General features: G+C 61.4%; 17 protein-coding genes and 1 tRNA gene. 9 read left to right on the forward strand and 9 right to left on the reverse strand.

The annotated features are described in order from the left end of the window. Window positions 1-11 precede the first annotated feature (11 nt). The 3 genes from ASE36_RS05530 to ASE36_RS05540 form a co-directional block, all read right to left on the reverse strand. Window positions 12-1628, reverse strand: coding sequence for an ABC transporter permease (locus ASE36_RS05530; RefSeq protein WP_062276313.1), 1617 nt, complete (start codon window positions 1626-1628; stop codon window positions 12-14). Window positions 1629-1756: 128 nt separating this feature from the next. Further along, window positions 1757-2416 (reverse strand): LysE family translocator, encoded by a 660-nt coding sequence (locus ASE36_RS05535; RefSeq protein ID WP_062276316.1) that lies wholly within the window; start codon window positions 2414-2416, stop codon window positions 1757-1759. Window positions 2417-2550: 134 nt separating this feature from the next. After that, window positions 2551-6384, reverse strand: a complete 3834-nt coding sequence (locus ASE36_RS05540) for a PAS domain-containing sensor histidine kinase (protein WP_062276318.1) — start codon at window positions 6382-6384, stop codon at window positions 2551-2553. 248 nt (window positions 6385-6632) lie between these two features. Here ASE36_RS05540 and ASE36_RS05545 point away from each other — a divergent pair, with 248 nt between their 5' ends. Together ASE36_RS05545 and ASE36_RS05550 are read left to right on the forward strand one after the other, a co-directional pair. Continuing rightward, window positions 6633-7073 carry a phasin gene (locus ASE36_RS05545; protein ID WP_062276320.1) on the forward strand — a complete coding sequence of 147 codons (441 nt, stop codon included), beginning with the start codon at window positions 6633-6635 and terminating at the stop codon, window positions 7071-7073. A 162-nt stretch (window positions 7074-7235) separates the two neighbouring features. Next, window positions 7236-7312: transfer RNA gene (locus ASE36_RS05550), tRNA-His, on the forward strand. Between the two features lie 72 nt (window positions 7313-7384). On the opposite strand, the gene ASE36_RS05555 is transcribed toward ASE36_RS05550, so the two are convergent. Further along, window positions 7385-8260, reverse strand: coding sequence for a LysR family transcriptional regulator (locus tag ASE36_RS05555; protein WP_062276322.1), 876 nt, complete (start codon window positions 8258-8260; stop codon window positions 7385-7387). Window positions 8261-8352: 92 nt separating this feature from the next. Here ASE36_RS05555 and ASE36_RS05560 point away from each other — a divergent pair, with 92 nt between their 5' ends. Then, a complete protein-coding gene (locus ASE36_RS05560) occupies window positions 8353-8580 on the forward strand; it encodes a hypothetical protein (protein ID WP_156378572.1) in 228 nt (75 codons plus the stop codon). A gap of 59 nt (window positions 8581-8639) precedes the next feature. On the opposite strand, the gene ASE36_RS05565 is transcribed toward ASE36_RS05560, so the two are convergent. The 3 genes from ASE36_RS05565 to ASE36_RS05570 form a co-directional block, all read right to left on the reverse strand. Continuing rightward, on the reverse strand, window positions 8640-11222 hold the full coding sequence (locus ASE36_RS05565) for a methyl-accepting chemotaxis protein (RefSeq protein ID WP_062276326.1): 2583 nt from the start codon (window positions 11220-11222) through the stop codon (window positions 8640-8642). A 225-nt stretch (window positions 11223-11447) separates the two neighbouring features. Continuing rightward, complete coding sequence (locus ASE36_RS22525; protein ID WP_156378573.1) at window positions 11448-11600, reverse strand: hypothetical protein; 153 nt, start codon at window positions 11598-11600, stop codon at window positions 11448-11450. Window positions 11601-11765: 165 nt separating this feature from the next. After that, on the reverse strand, window positions 11766-12947 hold the full coding sequence (locus ASE36_RS05570) for an NAD(P)/FAD-dependent oxidoreductase (protein ID WP_062276328.1): 1182 nt from the start codon (window positions 12945-12947) through the stop codon (window positions 11766-11768). 122 nt (window positions 12948-13069) lie between these two features. Between ASE36_RS05570 and ASE36_RS05575 the strand changes: the two genes are divergently transcribed. The 6 genes from ASE36_RS05575 to ASE36_RS05600 all read left to right on the forward strand — a co-directional run bounded on the left by ASE36_RS05575 (window position 13070) and on the right by ASE36_RS05600 (window position 22117). Then, the gene (locus ASE36_RS05575) at window positions 13070-14506 is read left to right on the forward strand and encodes a glutamine synthetase family protein (RefSeq protein ID WP_062276330.1); all 1437 of its coding nucleotides are present in this window, start codon (window positions 13070-13072) and stop codon (window positions 14504-14506) included. Window positions 14507-14516: 10 nt separating this feature from the next. After that, window positions 14517-15803, forward strand: a complete 1287-nt coding sequence (locus ASE36_RS05580) for an NAD(P)/FAD-dependent oxidoreductase (RefSeq protein ID WP_062276332.1) — start codon at window positions 14517-14519, stop codon at window positions 15801-15803. Window positions 15804-15949: 146 nt separating this feature from the next. Continuing rightward, window positions 15950-17422 carry a glucose-6-phosphate dehydrogenase gene (zwf, locus tag ASE36_RS05585; RefSeq protein ID WP_062276335.1) on the forward strand — a complete coding sequence of 491 codons (1473 nt, stop codon included), beginning with the start codon at window positions 15950-15952 and terminating at the stop codon, window positions 17420-17422. A 10-nt stretch (window positions 17423-17432) separates the two neighbouring features. Further along, complete coding sequence (pgl, locus tag ASE36_RS05590; protein WP_062276336.1) at window positions 17433-18131, forward strand: 6-phosphogluconolactonase; 699 nt, start codon at window positions 17433-17435, stop codon at window positions 18129-18131. Between the two features lie 126 nt (window positions 18132-18257). After that, window positions 18258-20075: a phosphogluconate dehydratase gene (gene edd, locus ASE36_RS05595; protein ID WP_062276339.1), complete on the forward strand. Its 1818-nt coding sequence runs from the start codon at window positions 18258-18260 to the stop codon at window positions 20073-20075. Between the two features lie 263 nt (window positions 20076-20338). Continuing rightward, on the forward strand, window positions 20339-22117 hold the full coding sequence (locus ASE36_RS05600; protein WP_062276341.1) for a methyl-accepting chemotaxis protein: 1779 nt from the start codon (window positions 20339-20341) through the stop codon (window positions 22115-22117). A gap of 162 nt (window positions 22118-22279) precedes the next feature. Here ASE36_RS05600 and ASE36_RS05605 read toward each other — a convergent pair whose 3' ends face one another. Together ASE36_RS05605 and ASE36_RS05610 are read right to left on the reverse strand one after the other, a co-directional pair. Then, complete coding sequence (locus tag ASE36_RS05605) at window positions 22280-23605, reverse strand: DUF2778 domain-containing protein (RefSeq protein WP_062276343.1); 1326 nt, start codon at window positions 23603-23605, stop codon at window positions 22280-22282. A 190-nt stretch (window positions 23606-23795) separates the two neighbouring features. Then, entirely contained in the window at window positions 23796-24500 is a 705-nt protein-coding gene (locus tag ASE36_RS05610) for an SDR family oxidoreductase (RefSeq protein ID WP_062276345.1), read from the reverse strand. Window positions 24501-24575 lie beyond the last annotated feature (75 nt).

The following is a 24575-nucleotide window of genomic DNA, read 5'->3' on the forward strand; positions in this document are numbered from 1 at the left end:
TTGCCTCAGCGCTAGTCGTCGAGCGAACGCGATACGAGCAGCACGGGGACCAGTCCCGCCAGAATGATGATGATTGCAGCCACGGCCGCATCCTGCGCCATGCCGCGCGAGGCGTCTTCATAGACCAGCGTAGCGAGCGTGTTGAAGTTGAACGGCCTGAGCAGGATGGTGGCGGAGAGTTCCTTCAACGTCTCGATGAACACCAGCAGGCCTGCCGTCAGAACAGCGGGTCGAAGATTGGGCAACAGCACCTGGCGCAGCGTCTTCGGTCCGGAGCGGCCGAGCGTACGGGCCGCCATGTCGAGATGCGGCGACAGCTTCTGGAAGCCCGCGTCGATCGTGCCTTCCGCCATGGTCAGGAAGCGCACCGTATAGGCATAGACGATAGCAAAGCCTGTTCCGGACAAAAGAAGGCCGGTCGAGATACCGAAGGTCTGGCGCAGGAAACCATCGAAAGCATTGTCGAATGCAGCAAGCGGGATGAGCACGCCGATGCCGAGCACCGTGCCTGGAATGCCATAGCCGAGGGAGGCGAAGCGGCTGGCACTGCGCGCAAGCCGGGAGCGTTCGGTGCGGGCGGCATAGGCAAGCACGAAGGCAAGGAAGACCGTAATCACCGCCGCCGTGGCCGACACCAGCGTCGAATGCCAGAGAGCATCAAGTAGCCTCGGTTCAAGGAAATCGTCCAGGCGCCGCAAGGCGAAGCCGCCCAGGACGACGAAGGGAATGACGAAACCGAGCAGGATCGGCAGAAGGCAGAATAGGGTTGCCAGGACACCCTTCAGACCCCGTAGCTTCAACCGCACGGCATCGGCGACAACGGCTGTCGTCTTGTGACTGGTAAAGCGCTGGCGCTTGCGAGCCTGACGCTCGACGAAAAGCAGCAACGCGACGATGGCCAGCATAACGCAGGCAATCTGGGCGGCGCCGGCCAGGCTGCCACGGTTGAGCCAGGTGTCGTAGATCGAAAAGGTCAGCGTCTGGACGCCGAGATATTCGACGGCGCCGATATCATTCAGCGTTTCCATCATGACCAACGTGAGGCCAATCATGATCGCCGGCTTGGCCATCGGCACCTGAATGCGGGCAAAAACGCGCAAAGGGCTAGCCCCCAGCGTGCGGGCGACATCGGCGGCGGCGCGGCCCTGCATCAGGAACATCGAGCGGCAGGCGAGATAGACATAAGGGTAGAGGACCGACGACATCACCAGCACGGCGCCGCCGAGCGAACGGACATCGAAGAAGCTGTAGTCTCGCGCCGAGGTATAGCCGAAGATCGCGCGATACAGCGTCTGAACCGGGCCGGTGAAATCGAGAAACTCGCCAAAGGCATAGGCTGCGAGATAGGACGGGATGGCGAGCGGCAGGACGAGAGCGGGTGAAAGGAAGCGGCGCAACGGGAACTCGCAGGACGCCACAAGCCAGGCGGTGCCGATTCCATAGATGGCGGTGACAAGGCCGGTGAAAAGCAGGAGCCAGAGCGTGCGCAAGCCGGCGCGCGGGATGACATTGGTCAGCATATGTTGCCAGTTGCCCGGATCGGACGAAAAGCCGATCACGAAGATCGCAACAATCGGCATCACGACGACCAGGGCCACAACCAAGGCGGCGCGCGTTGCTGGCCCCATGCTGCTGCGAAGAGGTCTGGTCGATGGGGCTGTGCCCGAGCGCGCGTTAGAATACAAGCTGTCGGCCCTTGCGGATGGGAAGGCTGGTTTCCTCTAGCGCAAAGGTCTGCGGAAGGGAACCGTCCGGATCAGCGCAGGGTGAGACGTGCCGCAGACGATACCGTCTCGCCGACAAGGCGCAGGCCGAGCCCACCAATGACGAGAGCCGCCAGACGATCGACGCCGGTTTTCCAACGGAGATAAACCCTCTGGGCACGCGGCGCTGAAAAAGCGAGTGCGACCACCGCATACCAGGAGGTCTCGATCGCGAAGATCGCCGGGGGCAGGACCAGAAGCATGGCAAGCGGCGGGGCGGCCGGCATCAGGGCCGCGAAGATGCTGGCGTAGACGACGGCGGTCTTGGGATTGCTGACCTGGGTGGCAAAGGCAAGGCCGAGGCTTCGCCAGACCGAAACGCCCCTTCCGGCTCCCTCGCCGCTCCCGGCGGCAACCAGCGGCGTCTTCGCACCCTGCCATATCCGGATGGCGAGATAAACGAGGTAGAGGCCGCCAGCAAATTTCAGCAGCAGATAAAGCCATTCGACCTGCTGCAGCAGAGTAACCAAACCCACCAGGGCAAGCGTCGCGAAAAGCGCACCGCCGAGACCCATGCCGATGGCTGAGGCGAGCCCATGCAGGCGTGAATGCGAAATGGAGACGCGGGATACGAGAACGAAGCTTGGCCCGGGGCTCATGGCACCGATGGCGACTGCGAAAAGAATGCCTGCGAGGATGCCGATTGTGGCCATGGTCGTTGCGCCTTTACTTCGTATCGTTCCGTAGACCGGGTCTCAGCTGGCCCGGGCACTGACACGAAGCCTATTGAGGCGGAACGTCCATCTCAAGGCTTAAGACTTGAGCGAGCATCGCCGCAGCATCGGTTTTAGTCCGCCAGCACCCGTGGAGACGGGAAGGTCACTTCCACCAGCGTGCCCTCGTTGGGTGTCGACGAAATGGCGAATTGCGCGCGGTTGGCGTCAACCATGGCTTTGGTCAGCGGAAGCCCAAGGCCTGTCCCGTCGCCACGGCTGCGCGGCGTGCCGGTGGAGACCTGTCGGAAGGGCTTCATGGCCTGTTCCAGCTCGCTACGCGACATGCCGATGCCGGTGTCGCGGATGCGCAGGGTGACGCTGCCGTTTGCCTCATAGGAGGTGGAGACAATGATCTGCCCGCCCGAGGGCGTATAGCGGATGGCGTTTGCCAGGATATTGAGCGCGATCTGCTTGATCGAGCGGCCATCGGCGACAACGTTCGGAACAGCCTGGGACAAAGCGGTGCGGATGATGACACGCTGGCTGTTGGCCTGTGGCTGGACGATCGAGACTGCCGCCTGGACCATGTCGTTCAGGCCGACAGAAGCGAAATCGAGTTCCATCTCGCCGGCTTCGATCTTCGAGATATCCAGGAGGTCGTTGACGATGTCCAGCACATGACGGCCCGAGCGGACGATATCATGGGCGTATTCGCCGTAGCGCGGGTGACCGACCGGGCCGAAATGCTCATTGGCCATCATGTCGGCAAAGCCGATGATGGCGTTGAGCGGCGTACGGATCTCGTGGCTGACCCGGGCGAGGAAGTCGGTCTTGTGTGCGTTTGCGGTTTCGGCGGCCCGCTTGGCGTTGCGCAGTTCTTCTTCCGTGCGCTTCCACTGGGTGATGTCGCGAATGACGGCGCAATAGCCATTGGACGAGTTGAGACGGCCGATTGTCATGAACAGCGGCAAAAAGCCGCCGGAGGCTTCGCGCCCGATGACTTCGCGGCCGTCGTTCAAGACACTGGCCACGCCATGGCCGGAAAGGCCGTTCAGATAATCGAGGATCGACTTCTGGCTTTCATGGGCAAACAGCATGACGAAGGGTTTGCCGCGTGTTTCCATGTCGTCGAAATTGAACAGCGCGCTTGCGGCCCTGTTCATCGAGCGGATGTCGCCATCGGAATCAAGGATGACGACGCCGTCGGTCGCGGTCTCCAGGATCGACCGCAATTCGTCGACCTCAACCTTCAGGCGGGCCACTTCGCCCGGATTGATAGGAGCCTCGGCAGGTTCCACCTTCTGTTCCGGCGCCTTGGCACCATGACCGGGCTGGGCGATGAGGGCGAGCATCAGGGCGCTTGCGTCATCGAAACGCACGGATTGCAGGCGGGCGGTGACCGGCACAAGGCGATCATCGGCACAGACGGCAACCACACGGCCGCCCTGCTCGCCATTTTCATCCATCTCCTGGCGCTGGATCAGCGCATCGAGACCGCCGACAGCCTGCAGATCGTTCAGCGAGGCATAACCGGTCAGCGCAAAGAATTCGGGATTGGCGTGGATCAGCCGGTCGCCGACATGCACCAGCAGGGCGACGGGCATGAGATCGACGATCTCGGCGCTCAGGCTGCGCTCGCGGCGGGACGGCAAGCCCTCAAGGACCGTTGCGACCGGCAGGTCCACCGGCGGTGTTGCGGGCGTAACCGTCCCGGTCGGCGCGTCCGTCTCCGGGGGCGCGACGGATGCGGGCTTGTCGGCGGCTGCCGAGGGGGCGGTCGCTTCGGGGGTTTCGGCTGCGGCCTGTGACGGTGAGGTCGGCGGAGCCGTGCTGAGGGCCGGCGGGGCGGAGGCTGTCGGGTTGAGCGATTCTTCAACGCGAGCCCTCAGGCCCAGCGGATCGAGCTTGCGGGCAATCTCGCGGAAGGCTGCCTGTTCGCCGGGCGTCAGGTTATCCCGGCTGCGGATGCGGTGCTCTTCCAGCTGAACGACCTTTTCCGGCAGGCTCGGCTTCGGTGGCTGCATGATGCGCAGCACCGGAGGCTCATAGCTCGGCGGCGTCACGACCGGCTGTTGGGGTTCAGACGGAGCCTTGGCGATTTCGTCACTGGAGACCGGTGCGATGGCATCTTCCTCTACCACATCCGATGCGGTGTCGAACTCTTCCCCGTCGTCGTTGCCGCCGATCACCCAGGTATCGACATCATCGAGATCAAGATGATGCAGCTGGTCCTCCTCGAAATCCTCCGGCGGATGGTTCTCGCCTTCGCTGAGTTCGGACAGGAATTCCTCAAGGTCCTCCTCGCGGGTCGGCTCGCGGCTGTCGATCGCATCAGATGCTGCGGGCGCCGCGGACGTCATGGAGGGCACGAAGGTCAGACCTGTGGCATTAGGATCTTCCTGCGCATCGGCGACGCGGACAATGCCGAACCCCCGGAAGCCATCGAAATCACGGTTGCGGGTATAGGTCGGCAGGGCAGCCAGATCGACCGGGACGACAAGCGTCGTGCCCTCGACCGGCCAGAGGATGGTCTTGCCGGACCAAGTGTCGCGCTTCTTCAGAAGTTCGCCGATCTTGCCTTCCGGATCGAGATTGAAGAGAGCGGCGAGATCGGAAAAGGCGACGCCATTGATGTCGGCCGCATGTGGGCCGACGGCCTGGGCGAATTCCGGCGAGACGTCACTGAAGCGGCCTTCCGCATCGATCTTCCAGACAAAGCGCGTTGCGCGACGGCTGCGATCGAAGACAAAAGGTGCAGCACTGGAATTGGAGACCGTCTCGGCGACGGCTGCGGCGATGGCCGGTGCCGGGCTCGCCGCCTGCGGTGCGGCCGGCGTGTATTGTTCGAAGGCGTCGGGCTCATCGGAGGACAGGTCAGCCGTGTGCTCCACAGTGACCTCATTGTCGCCCTCGGGGCCAACCACCTCTGGCGTCGGGCGCTCATCGCTCACCTCAAGAGCCGACGGCGCCTGCGGCTCATTTGCAGGATCCGCCTCGATGACATCCTCGGCGCCCATTTCCTCTTCGGCGGGCGGTTCAATCTCTTCGATCGCGCCGATTGCATCGATCACGGCGTCGAAGGGCTCCGATACGGATGCCTGCTCGGCAGCGGCCGGCTCCATCTCGCCGACTTCTTCGGTCTCTTCCAATTCAACCGTATCGTCTGCCCGAACGGGCTCGGCAATTGCGACGGGCAAATCCCGCTCGGCCGTGGCCTCTGCGCCTGCAAGCTCAGCGACATCTTCCGAAGTGTCGGCTTTGGCATCGTCTTCGAAATCATCACTTGGGTCCATCTGGCCCAGAATCGTCTCCACTGCGAACAACAGGTGCAGCGCCGGATCGTCAGAGATCTTGCCGATGGCAGCCGGCAAATAACCCCGACCCGTCGGGATGGGACGCTTGACCAGGCGATCGGCATCGGCCTCGACAAGATTGATCAGCATGCGCGCCGTGGCCGCCGTTACGCCCAGGCGGGCAAAATCGGCGGAACCGGCGACGACGGTTCCTTCCGCATCGAGAACCGCCATATGGGTATCGGGATCGTCGAAGCCGCTCATTAGGTCCTGCGCGCGCTCGGCCAAACCAGGTCGACCCTTCGAGAGCGACGGCACTGCAAGAAGGACAACCGGATCGGCGGCGCGGATCTCCACGCGCTCGACGGCAGCCGTGACCGGCAGCTTCTGGAAGCCCGAGGTGATGCGCAGCATCAGGCTACGGCTGTCGCCGGTTCTCAGCAACTGGCGCGCGGCAGCGTCGATTTGACGGAAGGCGACGTCGCTGCGGTCTGGCCCCTCTTCGAGAAAATCGTAGATGGAGGCCTGGCCGAAGAAGCGCGCACCGGCACCATTGCACCACAGAACCCGATCGAGTGACGGCGAAAACAGCACAAGCGCCTCGCCCCGGGCAAGCCTCGGGCGGATCAGATCATGCACGGCGACATCGATGAAGGGATACTGGGCGGGCATTGCTGAACCTGTCACGTCATGGCCTCAAAAGGCAAATTAACAGATTTTTAATAGCTAGCGAGGGCCTTGGGGTCCAGAAAGTGTCCCTTGTTTCGGTCGATAAGGTTAACCGGCCAAAGTTGCCCACATGCGTTTTTTCTAATTGTGCACCGCACAATGATGTTGCATTGCACCATTGCCGGTGCTATATAGTCCTCATACATGAACGAGCGGCCCGCACGGCCCCACCTGACAAGAGGAAATACGCCATGAATACCAAGGACATGTTCTCTTTTTCGACCTTCGATCCTTCCAAGATGCAGGAAAGCTTCCGCGATTTCGCCGAAAAGGGCGCTGCTCAGTCGAAGGAAGCCTATGCCAAAATGAAGGCTGCGACCGAAGAAGCGACCAAGACCGTTGAAGCCACCGTGCAGACCGCCCAGGCCGGCACTGTCGAGCTCGGCCTCAAGGCGATCGACGCGCTGCGCACGAACACCGAGCATTCGCTCTCGCATCTCGAAGCCCTGCTGGGCGTCAAGTCGGTTGCTGAACTCTTCGAACTGCAGACCTCCTTCATCCGCAAGCAGGCTGAAGTGACGATCGAACAGGCCAAGGCGATCCAGGAAACCGCGAAGAAGGTTGCCGAATCCGTCGCCAAGCCGGGCAAGGAAGCCGCCGAAAAGGTCGCTTCGTCCTTCAAGGCCGCCTGATACGGTCTTTCCGACCCCTATACTCCTAGAACAGAGGGCCGGGCTTTCGGGCCTGGCCCTTTGTCTATCCAAGCGCATTTTGCATGATCCGCAGAAAGGGCTTGAAAAAAAATCCGACTGCTCGTATGTGACCCCTCGACGGCGTCAGCGACGCGGTCATGTGCGGTTGTAGCTCAGTTGGTTAGAGCGCAGGTTTGTGGCACCTGAGGTCGGAGGTTCGAGACCCCCCAACCGTACCATTTCTTCCTTTTCCCCGATATCCACACAACAGACGCCGAAACGTAACGTTTCTCGTACCTCAGGTGGGACTTTCACGCGGTCTTGCTGGGGCGACGCCCTGCCAAAAGGTCTTTGTGAGCCGCGAGCAGTTTTGCCATACGGTCGACAACCATGCGGATTTCGCGTCGATGGCGATCGTCGTTGTTCATCACGATCCACTGGCGGTGACGGAGCGCTGCGATCTCTTCGCCGACACGCTCAAGAGTTGGATCAAGGTCACCGACGAAGCATGGCAGGATCGCCATACCGGCGCCGGCCCTGACAAGATCGCGCAGCGAGCGCGGACGATTGACAGTGACGACGATGCGGTCCGGCTTGTTTTCGTGCGGCCAGCGCAGATAGTTCGAAACTGCGTTTTCCGTATCTACAGCCAGCCATGGCTCGGCGCCGATCCAGTCGCGATTGCTGGCGCGATAGGTCGCATACGCTACCTCACCTGCGGCGACGGACGCTAGGTTCGGCTCCTCCGGCTCGAAGGCGCGGATGCCGATATCGCTTTCGCGATGGGCTAGACGGGCCCGCTGCTCCGCGACATTCATATCGATCCGGAAAGCATCACGGTCAGTGCGGATCGCGTGCATGTTCTGCGCCACGAGCCAGGCGATCCAGGTACCGAGGCTGATGCGCACCAAGGCTTGCCCGCCGGTCCCACGCCGCCACTCCTCGACCTTGCGCGACGCCGCCTCAAGCTCGGACAAATGCTTCAGCAGCTGGCCGCCGTCGGACGTCAGGCGATAACCGGTCTGGCTGCGCAGGAAGAGTTCACGGCCCAGTCGCTGTTCGAGTTCGACCATGCGCCGACCCAATGTTGCGGGGCTCAAGCCCGTGACATCAGCGGCAGCGGTCAACCCGCCCTGGCGAGCAATCACAATGAAAAGCTGATAAGCGTCCCAGGCGATGTCTTTCATGAATGAAAGACGTACTGCGAAACGGACCGTTTATACAGCGAAATTTGATCGATAGCCTCTCAAGATCGGTGATGTTGATGAGGAGCTTTTTGATGATCGAACCTTTCATGATCCTGGCCTTTCTTTTTCTGCAAAAAGGGGCGCGGACTTCCAGCGCCAAGGATGAGGATGAATTTTACCGGCAGTATTCAGAGCCGTGGTCCTTCCGGCTGCATCGGAACTGGCTGCATCTAAGTGACTGGCTCTCCAGCGTAAGAGCCGCGACCTCCAGGTCAGCCGAATGTTCTCACACCGCCGCCGAACCGCATATCTGCAGATAAAGGCAGAAGAGCCCGGTGACGTCACCGGGCTCTTCTATTCCTGTTGCGGAGATCTCTGCTCACGCCGCGCGAACCGCTCCCTGCCCACGCTCCGCCTCAATTCGGAACTGCTGCAGGAGATCGCGCAGCGCATCGGTCTGCATCGACAGATCCTGCGTGGCCGCTGTGGCTTCCTCCACCATGGCGGCGTTCTGCTGGGTCATCTGATCCATGCGCCCGACGGCGCCGTTGACTTCCTGCAGGGCGCCGGACTGTTCGCGGCTGGTCTGCGCGATCTTTTCGATATGCTCGCTGATCGCTGAGATCTGCGAGCCGATGCGCGACAGGACCTCGCCGGTCTGCTGGACATGGGTCGCACCGCTGGCCACTTCGGTTGCCGAGCGGTTGATCAGGCCCTTGATCTCCTTCGCCGCATTGGCGGAGCGCTGGGCGAGTTCCCGGACTTCCTGGGCAACGACCGCGAAACCCTTGCCGGCTTCACCCGCGCGGGCGGCCTCGACGCCGGCGTTGAGGGCAAGCAAGTTCGTCTGGAAGGCGATTTCGTCGATGACGCCGATGATGTTGGAGATCTGGCGGGAAGCGTCCTCGATCCGGCCCATGGCCGAAATTGCGCTGCCGACCACGACGGCGGATTCGTCGGCATTCTTCTTGGCTTCCCGTACGACGCCGTTCACCTGTTCGGCGCGCTCCGAGGAGGAGCGGACGGCGGCAGTGATTTCGTCGACGGCAGCGGCCGTTTCCTCAAGCGAGGCTGCCTGCTGTTCGGTGCGGCGGGCAAGGTCGAGCGCCGACTGCGCCATCTGCCGGCCGTTGTTCTGGATCTGGTCCACGTTGCCGGAGATCTGGTGCATGGTGTCACGCAGGCGGGCGAGCGACAGGTTGAAGTCGGTGCGCAGTTGTTCGAGGCGGCCATGGAAGCGGTCCTCGATCTCGAAGGAGATGTCGCCGACGGCGAGCCGTTCCAGCGCCTGGGCGAGCTTGCCGACAGCATGTTCGATCTGGCGGTCGAGCGCCTGCTTTTCTTCGTCGTTGCGGCGGCGTTCGGCCTCCGCCTCGATCTGCTCGCGCTGGCGCTGCATTTCGATTTCGATCTTGGTATGGGCATTGGTCTTGAACACGCCGAGTGCACGCGCCATCGCGCCGATCTCGTCGCCGCGCTTGTCCCCGGCAATGCCGGCTTCGAGGTCGCCTTCGGCGAGGCGCTGCATCGTGGCAGTGATGCGGGCGATCGGGCGCTGCAGGGTCAGCACCAAGGCAAAGCCACCGATGATGGCGAGCATGACGCCGGCGATGGTCGTCCCGATCGACAGGCGGTTGGCTTCCTGGCGTTCGGTGCCGGCGGCATCCTTCTGCAGGTCGGCGAACGAGGTGAGCGAGGCCCAGATCGCATCCATGGTGCGGCTCGCATCGGCGAAGCTTTCAGCGCGAGCACTGCTGGTTTTTACCAGCGTCTCGGAGTCGGTCGTGAGCGAGGCGAGCAGCGGCTGGATAGCGCCGGTCAGGCTCTCGTAGAAGGCCTTGTCGGCGATGCTGCCGCCGAGCACGACGAGGTTGTCGCCGACGAGCTTGATCTGGCGCAGGAGCGGCTCGCGGGCCTTGTCGTCCTTGACATTGAGGAAATTGGCAGCAACGAGGCGCAGGTCATAGACGTCAGCCACCAGCATGCGGCTGCCGGTCTGGACGTCATCGGCCTGGACGGCGCCCGTCTCGACGGTGGCGAATTTCTCGACCGACAGAGCGTATTTCTCTTTCGCGCCCTGCTCCAGGGTCGCGGCAAAGCCGCGGAAACGGGCAACGATAGAGCCGAGCGCGCGTCCGGTCTCCAGGCTCGTGTCACCGATTGCAATCTGCTTTTTCAGATCGTTGATGGCGCCCTGGAATTCTTTGCCCATCGGCTTCAGTTTGGCCGGCAGGGCATTGGCGATCTTGCGCTGCGTCTTGACCAGTTCGGGAAGCTGATTCTGCAGATAGGGGATCTGCGCGTCGGGAAGGCCTGCTGCAAAATAACCACGGGTGAATTCGGCAAGCTGGGTGCCGGCTGCGGCTAGGCGGTCGGCTTCGCGCAATGCCGCCTTGGCATCACCTTCGCCGCTGACCACGGCGCGTTGCAGCTTCTGCGCTTCGTCGGCAACGCGGATCTGCTGGGCCATCAAACCCTTCAAATGCTCCTGAATGGCGGCAGCGGTTTCCACCTCCGACTGGTGCAGCTGCCACAGCGCATCGATCTTCTGATTGATCGCGCCAGTGCCGGCAATAGCTTCGTCAAGGAAGTTGCGCCCCATGCCGCCTTCACCGATCTCGGCGATGTTGTCCTTCAGCGTCGCCTGCTGGGCGTCGAGCTGAGAGACGACGGCAGTGCGGGTATCTTCAGATGTCTCGTTCAGGAAGCGGGTCATGGCCGAATTGACCGTGCGGAAACCGTTTAGCGAACGCATGGTGCCATTGGAGATTTCCATGCGCTGCTGCAGCAGACCGGAGGCATAGAGCCCCATCAGGCCGACAGCCGTGATCGACAGAACAAAGGGCAGCACGAATGCCATGACCTTGGTCGAAATCGAAAATCTGGACAATATCTGATCGATCAAAACGCATCCCCCATGACGGGAAGACCGGTATACTCCGGTACATCCCTCGATTGCCATGCGGTTATCTCCGCATGAACGTTACTCCACTCCGATGACGAGGATTGCGCAAAAAGTATCAAGACCAGGTTAAACAGCGACAGCTAAAGGTCAGACGTCGGCTGATCTGGCAGATCACATGGCAGAAACAGACACACGCGGATGGGCCGGCCATCTCAATCCGCCGTTGGAAAATCGGGCACGGAGACAGGCGCTCCGTCCTTAGTAGCTGCGGATTTCAGCTATTCAGCCGAGAAGATAACCGGTGGCAAGGGTTGCCAGCATGCTTGCGGCAAACAGGGTGCTGATCAGAAATGCGCGAAGGCTGTTGCGTTCTTCATCCTGCCGGCGGCTGACGGCGATAGCAATGGCGCGGGGCTTGCGGTTCTCAGGGGTCATCCATGCAATCCTTGAAACGGTCCGTGACGAGAACATGCCTTTCGGCTCGCCGGCCTGACGTCATGTCGCGGCTTCGTCTGCATGCCGGCATTCAGTCAGGATGGCCGACGCATGTTAACAAGTTCTGAATTACGCCCTGAAGCTTGCCCGTAACGGGCGAAAAGTTCAGATGCTTTCGCCTGCCGCATGACCGGAGGCCCAGGCCCATTGGAAATTGTAGCCGCCGAGCCAGCCGGTGACGTCCACACATTCGCCGATGAAGAAAAGGCCGGGCACGTCCTTCGTCTGCAGCGTTCGGCTATCAAGGTGGCGGGTGTCGATGCCGCCCAGGGTTACTTCCGCCGTGCGATAGCCTTCCGAGCCGGCGGGCTTCAGGCGCCAGCCGCGGATCTGGTCGGCGAGCGCCACGAGAGCCTTGTCCGGGAGATCGGCAAGCGGACGCTCCAGCTTGTGCGTATCTGCCAGATACTGAGCGAGACGCTTGGGCAAGTGCTGCGCCAACACCGTCTGCACCTGCTGTCGGCCGTTGTCGCGCTTGGCCGACTTCAGGATGTCGGCGAAGTCCCGTTCCGGCTCGAGCGACAGCACGATCTCGTCGCCCTCGCGCCAGTAACTTGAAATCTGCAGGATGGCGGGACCCGAGAGGCCGCGATGGGTAAAGAGCATGGCTTCGCGGAAATGCGTCTTGCCCTGAGCGATGTCCGCATCGACGGCAACGCCGGAAAGATCGGACAGGGAGGCGAGCAGGTTCGGCTCCAGCGTCAGAGGCACGAGTGCTGGCCTTGTTTCGGTGACGGAGAGACCAAACTGTTCGGCAATGCGATAGGCAAAGCCGGTGGCACCCATTTTGGGGATCGACTTGCCGCCGCAGGCGACCACCAGGCTTTTTGCATGCACCGCACCTTCGCTCGTCTGCAGGCGAAAGCCGTCGATCCCTTTGCTCACCTCGGAGATGTCACAGGACAGTCTCAGTTCGACACCAGCCGCGCGCATCTCGTCGAGCAGCATACGGATGATGTCCTTGGCGCTGTCATCGCAGAAGAGCTGACCGAGCGTCTTTTCGTGCCAGGCTATCTTGTGCTTGTCGACGAGCGCAATGAAATCGGCAGGCGTGTAGCGCGCAAGCGCGGACTTGGCGAAATGCGGGTTCTGCGAGAGGTAATTCTTCGGGCCCGCATGCACATTGGTGAAGTTGCAGCGTCCGCCCCCGGAAATGCGGATCTTCTCGCCCGGCGCCTTTGCATGGTCGAGCACGAGCACAGAGCGACCGCGCCGTCCGGCGGTAAAGGCGGCCATCATCCCGGCCGCACCCGCTCCGATGATGACGGTGTCATAGGTCATGGCCATGCCGCCTCTCCTGTCCGATTGCCGTCTGTCTCGTCAAACTTATGATCAAAGTCAACGCTTCCCCCTCGCCATCGGGGAAAGTCTGGCTATGATGGAACTCACCAACAACCAACTGGTGAGACATGCCTCCGAAGAAACCGATGAAGAGACCCTCCAACGTGACCTCCAAAAAGGCGAGCATTCCGCCGGACCCTGGATCGAAGCGTGGCGTCTCGAACTGGAAGGAGGCGACGAACTGGCTCAGGGCGCGCGGCATCGAGGACATCGAATGCATCACGCCTGACTTGGCCGGCGTGCCGCGAGGCAAGATGATGCCGTCGTCGAAGTTTACGTCCAACACATCGCTCGCTTTGCCCTCGGCGCTCTATCGCCACACGATCTCCGGCGAATATCCTGATGAGACGGAGAACTTCCGTTACGAGCCGCGCGACAGCGACCTGAAGCTGGTGCCCGATCTTTCGACTCTCTCCGTGGTGCCGTGGGAGACGGACCCGACGGCGCAGGTGATCTGCGACATCGTCAATGTCGATGGCGAGAACGTCTCTTATACGCCGCGCAACGTGTTGAAAAACGTGCTTCGTCTCTATGAGGAGAAGGGCTGGAAGCCGGTTGTCGCGCCGGAGATCGAATTCTATCTCGTCGCGATGAACGACGACCCGGACTATCCGCTTCATCCCCCCAAGGGGCGCTCGGGCCGTTCGATCGTGGGCGGTCAGGGCTACTCGATCGCCGGTATCAACGAATTCGACGAATTGATCGACGACATCTACCATTTCTCGGAAAAGCAGGGTCTCGAGATCGATACCCTCATCCATGAGGAAGGCCCGGCACAGCTGGAAATCAACCTGCGCCATGGCAATCCGATCGAGCTTGCCGACCAGGTGTTCATGTTCAAACGCACGATCCGTGAGGCGGCGCTGAAGCACGGCATCTACGCCACCTTCATGGCAAAGCCGATGCAGGGTCAGCCGGGTTCGGCCATGCACATCCACCAGTCGGTGGTCGATATCAAGACCGGAAAGAACGTCTTTTCGAAGCCGGATGGTTCGGCCTCGCAGGAGTTCTTCCACTTCATCGGCGGCATGCAGAAATATGTACCGAGTGCGCTGGCAATGCTCGCACCCTACGTCAACTCCTATCGCCGTCTGACGCCTGACATGGCGGCCCCTGTCAACAATGCCTGGGGCTATGACAACCGCACCACGGCGTTCCGGGTGCCGGTGTCCGATGCTGCCGCGCGTCGCGTGGAAAACCGACTGCCAAGTTCGGATGCCAATCCGTATCTTGCACTCGCGGCATCGCTCGCCTGCGGCTATCTCGGCATCATCAAGGAAATAGAGCCGACGGCCGCCGCCGAAGGTTCGGAGAACGAGGGATCGGTGGATTTGCCGCGGGGCCTTCTGGAAGCGGTGTCGCTGATGGAAAGCGAGGATGATTTCCACGACGTCTTCGGTCGCGAGTTCATAGGTCTCTATGCCGGCGTGAAACGCGGCGAGTTCGAGACCTTCATGCAGGTGATCAGCCCGTGGGAACGCGAATTCCTCCTCTTGAACGTGTGAGGAGCGCAGCATGACCTGGCAAAGCCCGATTGCCCCGGGGATCTCTTGGTATCAGGCCAGTGTCGGCGAGCGGCCGGAATATCCGGCGCTTGACGGGTCGGTTACCGCCGACGTCGCCATCATCGGTGGTGGCTTCACCGGCCTTCAGGCCGCGTTCAGCCTATCCCGCCTCGGCGCCTCGGTCGTTCTGATCGAGGGCAGCCGCTTCGGGGATGGTGCCTCCGGCCGCAATGGCGGACAGCTCGGCACCGGCCAGCGCGCTTGGCCGGCAGAACTTGAGGACGAACTCGGCTTCGAGCGATCCAAGGCGCTGTTCGACATGGCGGAAAACGCCAAGCGCTATCTGCTGGATTTCGCAGAACAGCACGGTATCGACATCGAATACATGCCCGGCCAGATGAATGTCGCGCACAAGCGTGGCTGGGAGAAGGATTACCGTCACGATGCTGATATCATGGCGGAGCGTTACGGCTATCCGCATGTCTCTTTCATGGACAGGGAAGAGACGCAGGCGCGGCTGGGATCGACGCGCTATCATTACGGCGTGCGCGACGCCGGCACCGGCCACATCCATCCGCTGAAGCTCTTGGTGGGATTGGCGCGCGTCGCCGCCTCTGCCGGTGCAAAGATCCACGAAATGACGCCGGCCAGCGCCATTCGTCAGATGGGCGGCAAGACTTTCATCGACACGCCGAAGGGAACGATCACTGCGGATCGCGTGCTGATCGCGACCAACGCCTATATCGGCAATCTCGAGCCGGTGACGGCAGCGCATGTCATGCCGATCCGCTCCTTCATCGGCGCGACGGTGCCGCTCGACAAGTTCCCAGAAGTGTTGCCGGGATCGGAAGCGGTTGCCGACAGCCGGTTCGTGGTCCGTTATTTCCGCAAGACACGGGATGGACGGCTGTTGTTCGGTGGACGCGAGGCCTATACCTCCGACAGCCCGCGCGACATCTCCACCCATATCCGCCGGCAGATCGCGGAGATTTATCCCGCGCTCGCATCTGTCGAGATGACCCATGCCTGGGGCGGCTCCGTCGGGATTACGATGCCGCGCAAGCCGTTTGCCCGCGAGGTCCTGCCGGGTGTCACCTCGCTTGCCGGCTATTCCGGCCACGGCGTGATGCTGTCGAACTATTCAGGCAAGATGTATGCGGACACGATTGCCGGCAATGCCAGCGAGCTGGACGTGCTCAAGGATCTCAAGATCCCGCCGTTCCCCGGCGGCGCCCGGCTGAGAAAACCCCTGCTCTTCCTGGCGCTCACCTGGTATGCCCTTCGGGACCGATTCTGAAATCCAAGCCGCGATCGAGTGTCGCAGACAAGGCCTTGTTCATCCTTTCGACGGCATGGATCGACAAAATCCCTGGCCGCAGGGTGGCTTTTTTAAATCGATTAGATTAGAACCTGTCCAACGAATTTGCGAACGAGAGATGCCGCATGAGCAGCCAGATCATCCCTGTGGAACCCTTTGACTACGTCGTCTTCGGCGGGACCGGCGACTTGGCCGAACGCAAGCTTCTGCCGGCCCTCTATCATCGCCAGTTGGCCGGGCAGCTCACGGAGCCGACCCGCGTCATCGGCGCCTCGCGCACCGCCATGACCCACGAAGAGTACCGCAATTACACGCTTGCAGCTCTCAAGGAACATCTGAAGGCGGAAGAGCTGGAAGAGTCTGAGGTCGCCAAGTTTCTCGCGCGCGTGCACTATGTGTCGGTCGATGCAAAATCCGATCAGGGCTGGGACGATCTTAAGAAGCTGCTGGATACCGGCAAGGATACGGTGCGTGCCTTCTATCTCGCGGTGTCTCCCTCGATCTTCGGTGACATCGCCGACAAGATCCGCGACCACAAGCTGATCACCAAGTCGACCCGTATCGTCGTCGAAAAGCCGATCGGCCGCGACCTCGCTTCGGCTCAGGCGCTCAATGACACGATCGGCAAGGTCTTCAAAGAAGAGCAGATCTTTCGTATCGACCACTATCTCGGCAAGGAGACGGTGCAGAACCTCATGGCGCTGCGCTTCGCCAACGCGCTCTACGAGCCGCTGTGGAACTCCGCCCATATCGACCACGTACAGATAACCGTCGCTGAATCCGTTGGCCTGGAAGGTCGCGTCACTTACTACGACAGGGCCGGCGCGCTGCGTGACATGGTGCAGAACCATATCCTGCAGTTGCTCTGCCTTGTTGCGATGGAAGCCCCGTCCTCGCTGGACGCCGAAGCTGTTCGCGACGAAAAGCTGAAGGTGCTCAGGTCGCTGAAGCCGATCACGCCTGCCAATGTGGAGAAGCAGACGGTGCGCGGCCAGTACCGCGCCGGCGCCTCTGCCGGCGGCGCGGTTAACGGCTACCAGGAAGAGCTGGGCGCCGTGTCGGACACCGAAACCTTCGTCGCCATCAAGGCCGAGATCAACAACTGGCGCTGGGCCGGCGTTCCCTTCTACCTGCGCACGGGCAAGCGTCTTGCCGCCCGCATGTCGGAGATCGTCATCGCCTTCAAGCCGATCCCGCATTCGATCTTCGGCGAGAGCGCCGGCCGGATCGAAGCCAATAAGCTTGTCATCCGCCTGCAGCCGGATGAAGGCGTCAAGCAGTGGCTGATGATCAAGGATCCGGGCCCGGGCGGCATGCGCCTGCGCCATGTCTCGCTCGACATGAGCTTCGCCCAGGCTTTCGACGTGCGCAATCCCGATGCCTATGAGCGCCTCTTGATGGACGTCATCCGTTCGAACCAGACGCTCTTCATGCGCCGCGACGAAGTGGAAGCGGCTTGGAAGTGGTGCGACCCGATCCTGAAAGCCTGGGAAGAAATCGGCCAGAAGGCGCAAGGTTACACATCCGGCACCTGGGGTCCGAGCCAGGCCATCGCGCTGATCGAGCGTGACGGCCGCACCTGGCATGAAAACGACTGAGGCCGAAAAGATGGGGCATCAGATGCACAGTTTCGAGACTGCCCCGGCTCTTGCCGAGGCTCTCGCCGATCGCGTGGCAACGGCTCTTTCGGCGGCTTTGTCTGCTCGCGGGCAAGCGACGCTCGCCGTTTCCGGCGGATCGACACCGAAGGCTTTCTTCGAGGCACTCTCCACCCGGGACATCAACTGGCCGAAGATCAAGGTGACACTGGTCGACGAACGGTTCGTGCCGGAGGACAATCCGCGCTCCAACCATCTGCTGGTGAAGACACATCTGCTGAAGAACGCCGCCGCAATGGCACAGTTCGTACCGCTCTACCGGCCGGAGGCGACCATTGAAGAGGCGGCGATCACGGCGTCCGGCATTATTCCGGGCATGACCGGGCCGTTCGATGTTGTGATCCTTGGTATGGGGACGGATGGCCACACTGCCTCCTTCTTTCCCGGTGGCGATCACCTCGCAGCCGCACTGGACCTCTCCCTGCCGCGCCGCGTGATGACCATGGAGGCACCGGGCGCCGGGGAAGCGCGATTGACGCTCTCCTTCTCTGCGCTGCAAGATGCCGGCCTGCTGATCGTCCATATCGAGGGCGCGGAAAAGAAGAGCGTGCTGGGCAAGGCAATTGCCGGCACAGACGAGGCAGAAATGCCGATCCGCGCAGTGCTGGAACGGGCTGCGACAACGCCTGAGATCTACTGGGCACCCTGAACCGGTGACCCTTCGCCGTGCCGTGACTGATCACGGCTGGTCTGATGCGCAAGAACCTGATGTCCGGGCCCGGGAGGCCCTGCGCGCGGCGTGAGCTGATGCGCGCTTTTAGAGGAGCGAATTCCGATGAGTGCAGACAGCCGAATCGAAGCCATCACCAAGCGGCTCGTTGAACGTTCCAAGCCGACGCGCGAAGCCTATCTTGACCGGACGCGCCGTGCGATCTCCAAGGGCGTGCACCGCTCCACCCTCTCCTGCGGCAACCTTGCCCATGGCTTTGCCGTCTGTTCCCCCTCCGACAAGGCGGCACTGGCCGGTGATGTGGTTCCCAATCTCGGCATCATCACCGCCTATAATGATATGCTCTCCGCGCATCAGCCCTTCGAGACCTATCCGGCGCTGATCCGCAAGGCCGCGTCCGAAGCGGGTGGAGTTGCACAGGTTGCTGGCGGGGTTCCGGCGATGTGCGACGGGGTCACCCAGGGTCAGCCCGGTATGGAGCTCTCCCTCTTTTCGCGCGATGCGATCGCCATGGCGGCCGGTATCGGCCTGTCGCACAACATGTTCGATGCAGCGGTTTATCTCGGCGTCTGCGACAAGATCGTGCCGGGCCTGATGATTGCGGCGCTAACCTTCGGTCACCTGCCCTCGATCTTCGTTCCTGCCGGTCCGATGACAACTGGCCTGCCGAACGACGAGAAGTCGCGCATCCGTCAGCTCTATGCAGAAGGAAAGGTTGGACGCGCGGAACTCCTGGAAGCGGAATCGAAATCCTATCACGGTCCTGGCACCTGTACTTTCTACGGCACTGCCAATTCGAACCAGATGCTGATGGAGATCATGGGCTTCCATATGCCCGGCGCCTCGTTCATCAATCCGGGCACGCCGCTGCGTGATGCGCTGACCAAGGAAGCCGCCAAGCGCGCGCTTGCGATCACGGCGCTTGGCAACGAATTCACCCCAGCGGGCGAGATGATCGACGAGCGCTCGATCGTCAACGGCGTCGTCGGGCTGCACGCCACAGGTGGCTCCACCAATCATACGATCCACCTGATCGCCATGGCGCGGGCCGGCGGGATCCAGCTCACCTGGCAGGATATCTCGGAACTCTCGGATATCGTGCCGCTGCTGGCACGCGTCTATCCAAACGGGCTTGCCGACGTGAACCATTTCCATGCGGCCGGGGGCATGGGCTTCCTGATCAAGCAGCTCCTGAAGGCCGGCTACCTGCATGACGACGTGCGGACCGTCTATGGGCAGGGTCTCGCGGCCTATACGATCGACCCGAAGCTCTCCGAGGACGGCACGGTCTCCCGTGAGCCGGCATCCGACGTGAGTGCCGATCCGAAGGTGCTGACCACCATCGACAAGCCGTTCCAGTCGAATGGCGGGTTGAAGATGTTGACCGGCAATCTCGGCAAGGCCGTGATCAAGATCTCTGCCGTGAAGCCAGAGCGTCACGTCATCGAAGCGCCTGCCATTGTCTTTCATGACCAGCAGGAACTGCAGGATGCCTTCAAGGCAGGCAAACTCGACCGCGATTTCATTGCCGTGGTGCGCTTCCAGGGGCCGAAAGCCAATGGCATGCCGGAATTGCACCGTTTGACCCCGCCGCTCGGCGTTTTGCAGGACCGCGGCTTCAAGGTCGCGCTGGTGACCGATGGCCGCATGTCGGGCGCATCCGGCAAGGTGCCGGCGGCGATCCACGTGACACCGGAGGCGGTGGATGGCGGCCCCATCGCCAAGATCCGGGACGGCGACATGGTGCGCCTGGATGCCATTGCCGGCACGCTTGAAGTTTTGGTCGACGCAGTGGATTTCGTAAGCCGCGACAATGCCACGACCGATCTGGACGCGAATGAATTCGGGATGGGCCGCGAACTCTTTGCGAGCTTCCGGCGCCTAGCAGGTCCTGCGGATCAGGGCGCCAGCGTTCTGTTCTGAGACCAACGCGAGTTTTTACTACAGCCAGGCCGCGAGCAATCGCGGCCTTTTTTTTGTTTTTGAGAATGTATCGAGAAATCAAGGCATGAGACTGATTAACGCATTCGCAACGGCTAATATGTACGCTTCGTCCAAATAAAAGCGAACAGAATCAAGAAGATATACAGGATCATCCAATCTTCGAAAAATTCTGTCTTTTGTCTACCTTCGACCCTAAGGATCGGAGGTCCACTCGCAAAACTGGCAAGAAGGACCAGGACAGAATGTTTGGACAGTCATACAACACAAAGGCGCAGCTCGAGTCCCTTGAGGTGATCACCGCCAAGATCATGATCGCCGACGAGAAGCTGAACATCCGCTACATGAATGCCGCCGTGAAAGAGATGCTTCAGGAAGCCGAAGCCGACCTGAAGAAAGAATTGCCGCGCTTTGAGTATGCCAAGCTGATCGGCAGCAACATCGACATATTTCACAAGAACCCCTCGCACCAGCGCAACATGCTGTCCAGCTTGAAAGCGCAGCACAAAGCCACGATCTGGGTCGGCCATCATGCCTTTGACCTGATCGTGACCCCGCTGAAGAGTGGCGCAAAGACTACCGGCTTCGTGGTCGAGTGGGCCAATGCTAAGGAGCGCTTGCAGAACCTCGACTACAAGGGTCAATTGCTCGCCATCGGCCGAGCACAAGCAGTTATCGAGTTTACCCCGGGCGGCGAGATCGTTGCCGCCAACGAGAACTTTCTCAACGCGACCGGTTACGCTCTGGCCGAAATCAAGGGCAAGTCGCACCGGATGTTTCTTTCGGATGGCGCGGAGGGTGATCAGGAATTTGCCACGCTCTGGTCCGAACTTCGCTCCAATCGTCCGCGGATCGGCGATATTACGCGATACGGTAAGGGCGGCCGCAAGCTTTTCATGAACGCTTCCTACAACCCGATTTCCGACGAAAGAGGCAATATCGTTAAGGTCGTGAAATTCGCAACCGACGTCAGCGACCGCGTGCATGCAGTCACCACGATCGGAACAGCACTTGGCAAGATGGCTCAGGGCGACGTCAGCTTCACCATAGACCGTCCGTTCGCGCCTGATTTCGAAGCACTGCGCACCAATCTGAACGAGGCCCTGACGCAACTTGGGTCAACACTCGGTGCTGTCGCCAAGTCGACCGATCAGATCGACAGCGGAACCCGTGAGATCAGTCACAGCGCGCAGGACCTGTCCAAGCGGACGGAGCAGCAGGCGGCTTCGCTCGAAGAGACGGCAGCGGCCCTCGACCAGATCACGGTCAACGTCAACAATGCCTCCAAGAGGGCGGAAGAGGCTCGCAATTCGACGCAGATGGCCGACACCAGCGCTGCCCGCTCCGGTCAGATCGTGGCTGAAGCCGTCGGCGCAATGGCTCGCATCGAACAGTCGTCGAACCAGATCTCGAATATCATCGGGGTGATCGACGAGATTGCCTTCCAGACGAATCTTCTGGCTTTGAACGCCGGTGTCGAAGCCGCTCGTGCCGGTGAAGCCGGCAAGGGCTTCGCCGTCGTTGCCCAGGAAGTGCGCGAGCTTGCCCAGCGCTCAGCTCAGGCGGCAAAGGAAATCAAGGAACTGATCCGGAATTCCTCGGAAGAGGTGAAGAATGGCGTGAAGCTGGTCAGCGAAACCGGTGAGGCGCTGAAGACGATCCAGGAGAACATCATCGCCGTCAACGACCATATGCAGGCCATTGCAAGCTCGGCCCGGGAGCAGGCGACAGGCCTCTCCGAGGTGAACTCCGCGGTGAACCAGATGGATCAGGTAACACAGCAGAATGCGGCGATGGTGGAAGAATCAAACGCCGCCAGCGCGACGCTTGCGAACGAGACCGAAAGGCTGCGGCAGTTCATCGCTCGTTTCTCGCTCGGCCACCACTATTCGGGTACGTCCAGCCAGTCCTATGCACCAGTACGACACGCGCCGCCCGCGGCCCACAGCGAGCGTCGACCCGCGGCCAGACCAATGCCGACACATGGCAATACCGCCCTGAAAGAAGACTGGCAGGAATTCTGATCCTGCGAAGCAACGGGCATGGGGCCGGCTGCATCAGCCGGCCCTTCACCGTCCGGGCTATAAGCCTCATCGCCTGATCGACCATCGGTCTCCGCATCGAAGCACGCAACGAAAAAGGCCTCCGAAGCAGAACTTCGGAGGCCTTCAATCTATCCGCTTGCCTCAGAGCATTGCGGTGTATTTCGGCAGTTCCCGCAGCGAGGGAACCACGATCAATGTGTTGACCTGCCCCTGCTTAAAAGCATTCAGGAAGCGGTTGTAGTCCTCAAACACGACGCAGCCCGAGCTGTCTCCCCGTTTGCGCAGCAGATAGGTATGCGTGAGGAAGCCGTCGCGATTGTACATCTTCGCATCGCCGACCGGTGTCATGCGGATCGCTTCCACTCCATGGAAACGGGCTTCACGCATGCGCAGTTTGTAGACGTTTGGCGGGGTGGGACCCTGGTTCTTCATGTGCACAAATTTCGGGTTGTCGCGCATGTGGGCGCGACCCGAATGGGCGCGGAGCTTCTCGCCGTTCGGCATGTGGACGGTTGCATCCTCAATCACGTAGACCGCAACACGGCTGCCGGGGCCTGGAAGTGCATTCTTTCGGCTGAAGAGCCCCCCTGCCCCATCATCCGTGGTGATCGGATTGTCGGGCTTGGCATAGGCCAGCATACTGGCGAGGGTCTTCCTCTTGGGCTGTTCCGGGGTGGCTGTGGCGACCGGTGGCTCCGGCGCTGGGATTGCCGTCGCACGAGGCTTTGCCTGCGGCAGCGGGCCGTCGTCCGGCAAGTCGCCGTGCTCACTCGCCTGCGGCTCGGAGAGCAGTTCCTGGAACGGCTCCTCACGGGGATCGGACGCTGCCATCACAGCGTCAGCCTTCGGCGGAGCAGCGTAACCGAGAGCGGTCGGGGCAGTGGTGGAGGCCGGGCCCAGCGATGCCGTGACGATCGGATCGACGGGTAGAACGTCGTCGACGCCTGTGCGTCGATCGCGGGTAGCGACGGCCAGCGCCGCCTGCTGACGTTCCGCCTCGAACTTGCCGAGTGCTTCGCGCAACACGGCCATGGCCTGCGGATCGGTGAAGCTCTCGATGCGGGCGAGAAGAAGTCGATCGGATTTCTCGACTTCGGCCAGACGCATGGCGGCCGGCAGCATCAGGAGGCCGAGACTGTCGGTTGCGGCGACCGCTTCTGCGAATCGCTTCCGCATGGTTTCAAGCGCGTGGAAATCGCCTGACGCTGCGTTCGTGCCTTGAGGTGCCAGCGGTTGTGCCAGGGCGAGGCTTGGCTTTGGCAGGACGTGACCGTTGTAGAGCGGCGCCTCGATCGGCGAGGAGGCCAGCCCCTTGAATACGGCCAGGCTGGCGGTCGTCCAGAAGAGACAGGCGAGTGTAACGCCCATGACCGTCGGCAGGCTGGAGCCGCGCTTGACCTTGCGCGACTGCATCTTCTTTACGGTGGACACAGTGCCACCGGAGACCGGAGAGGTCGAGGACGCCATGATACGTGAACTCGCTTACCAAAACTCTTGGGAACCGGCACATGACAGCCAATGCCGGCTTTACTGGGACAGGATCGAACTTTTTGTCCTGTCGCTGGCCCTAAAGAATGAAGAAGTTTGGTAACCAAGTGGTTTACGCGGAGCGATTTGTTGTCACAAACAGCATTCTGCCGCTTTGTTGAGGGTGAGCTCAGACATGGCGGGTGAGCCCGCCGTCAACCTTCAGGTTCTGGCCGGTGATATAGGCTGCGCCATCCGATGCGAGAAAGGCGATGGTCGCGGCGATCTCCTCGCTCGTGCCGTAGCGTTTCATCGGTACCGCGTCGCGCCGTTCCTCGGTTGCCGGCAGGCTGTCGATCCAGCCGGGCAGGACATTGTTCATGCGGATGTTTTCGCCCGCATAGGTATCGGCAAAGATCTTGGTGAAGGAGGCAAGGCCTGCGCGGAAAACGGCAGACGTCGGGAACATGGCCGAGGGCTCAAAAGCCCAGGCGGTGGAGATGTTGATGATTACGCCAGACTTTTGCGCCTGCATGATCGGCGTGACGAGGCGTGTCGGGCGAATGACGTTCAGCAGGTACACGTCCATGCCGGTCGACCACTGCTCGTCGGTGATCTCGAGGATCTGGGCGCGCGGACCGTGCCCGGCGCTGTTGACCAGCACGTCGATGCGGCCAAAACGCTCCATGGTGCCGTCGACGAGGCGGGCGAGGTCTTCCGCCGAGCGGTTGGAGCCGGTCACGCCGTAACCGCCGAGTTCGGACGCCAGCGCCTCGCCCTTGCCGGAGGAGGAGAGAATGGCAAGCTTGAAGCCGTCGGCGGCCAGTCGGCGCGCTGCGGCAGCTCCCATGCCGCTTCCGCCGGCGGTGACAATCGCTACTTTTTCGATGGACATGCGTGATCTCCCTGATTTTCAGGCAAGATCAAAGGTACGGCTCGGTAAGTCCAGTCAAAAAAGCTGAAGGCCGGT

It is taken from the genome of Rhizobium sp. Root274, from assembly GCF_001429245.1.
Classification (GTDB): domain Bacteria; phylum Pseudomonadota; class Alphaproteobacteria; order Rhizobiales; family Rhizobiaceae; genus Allorhizobium.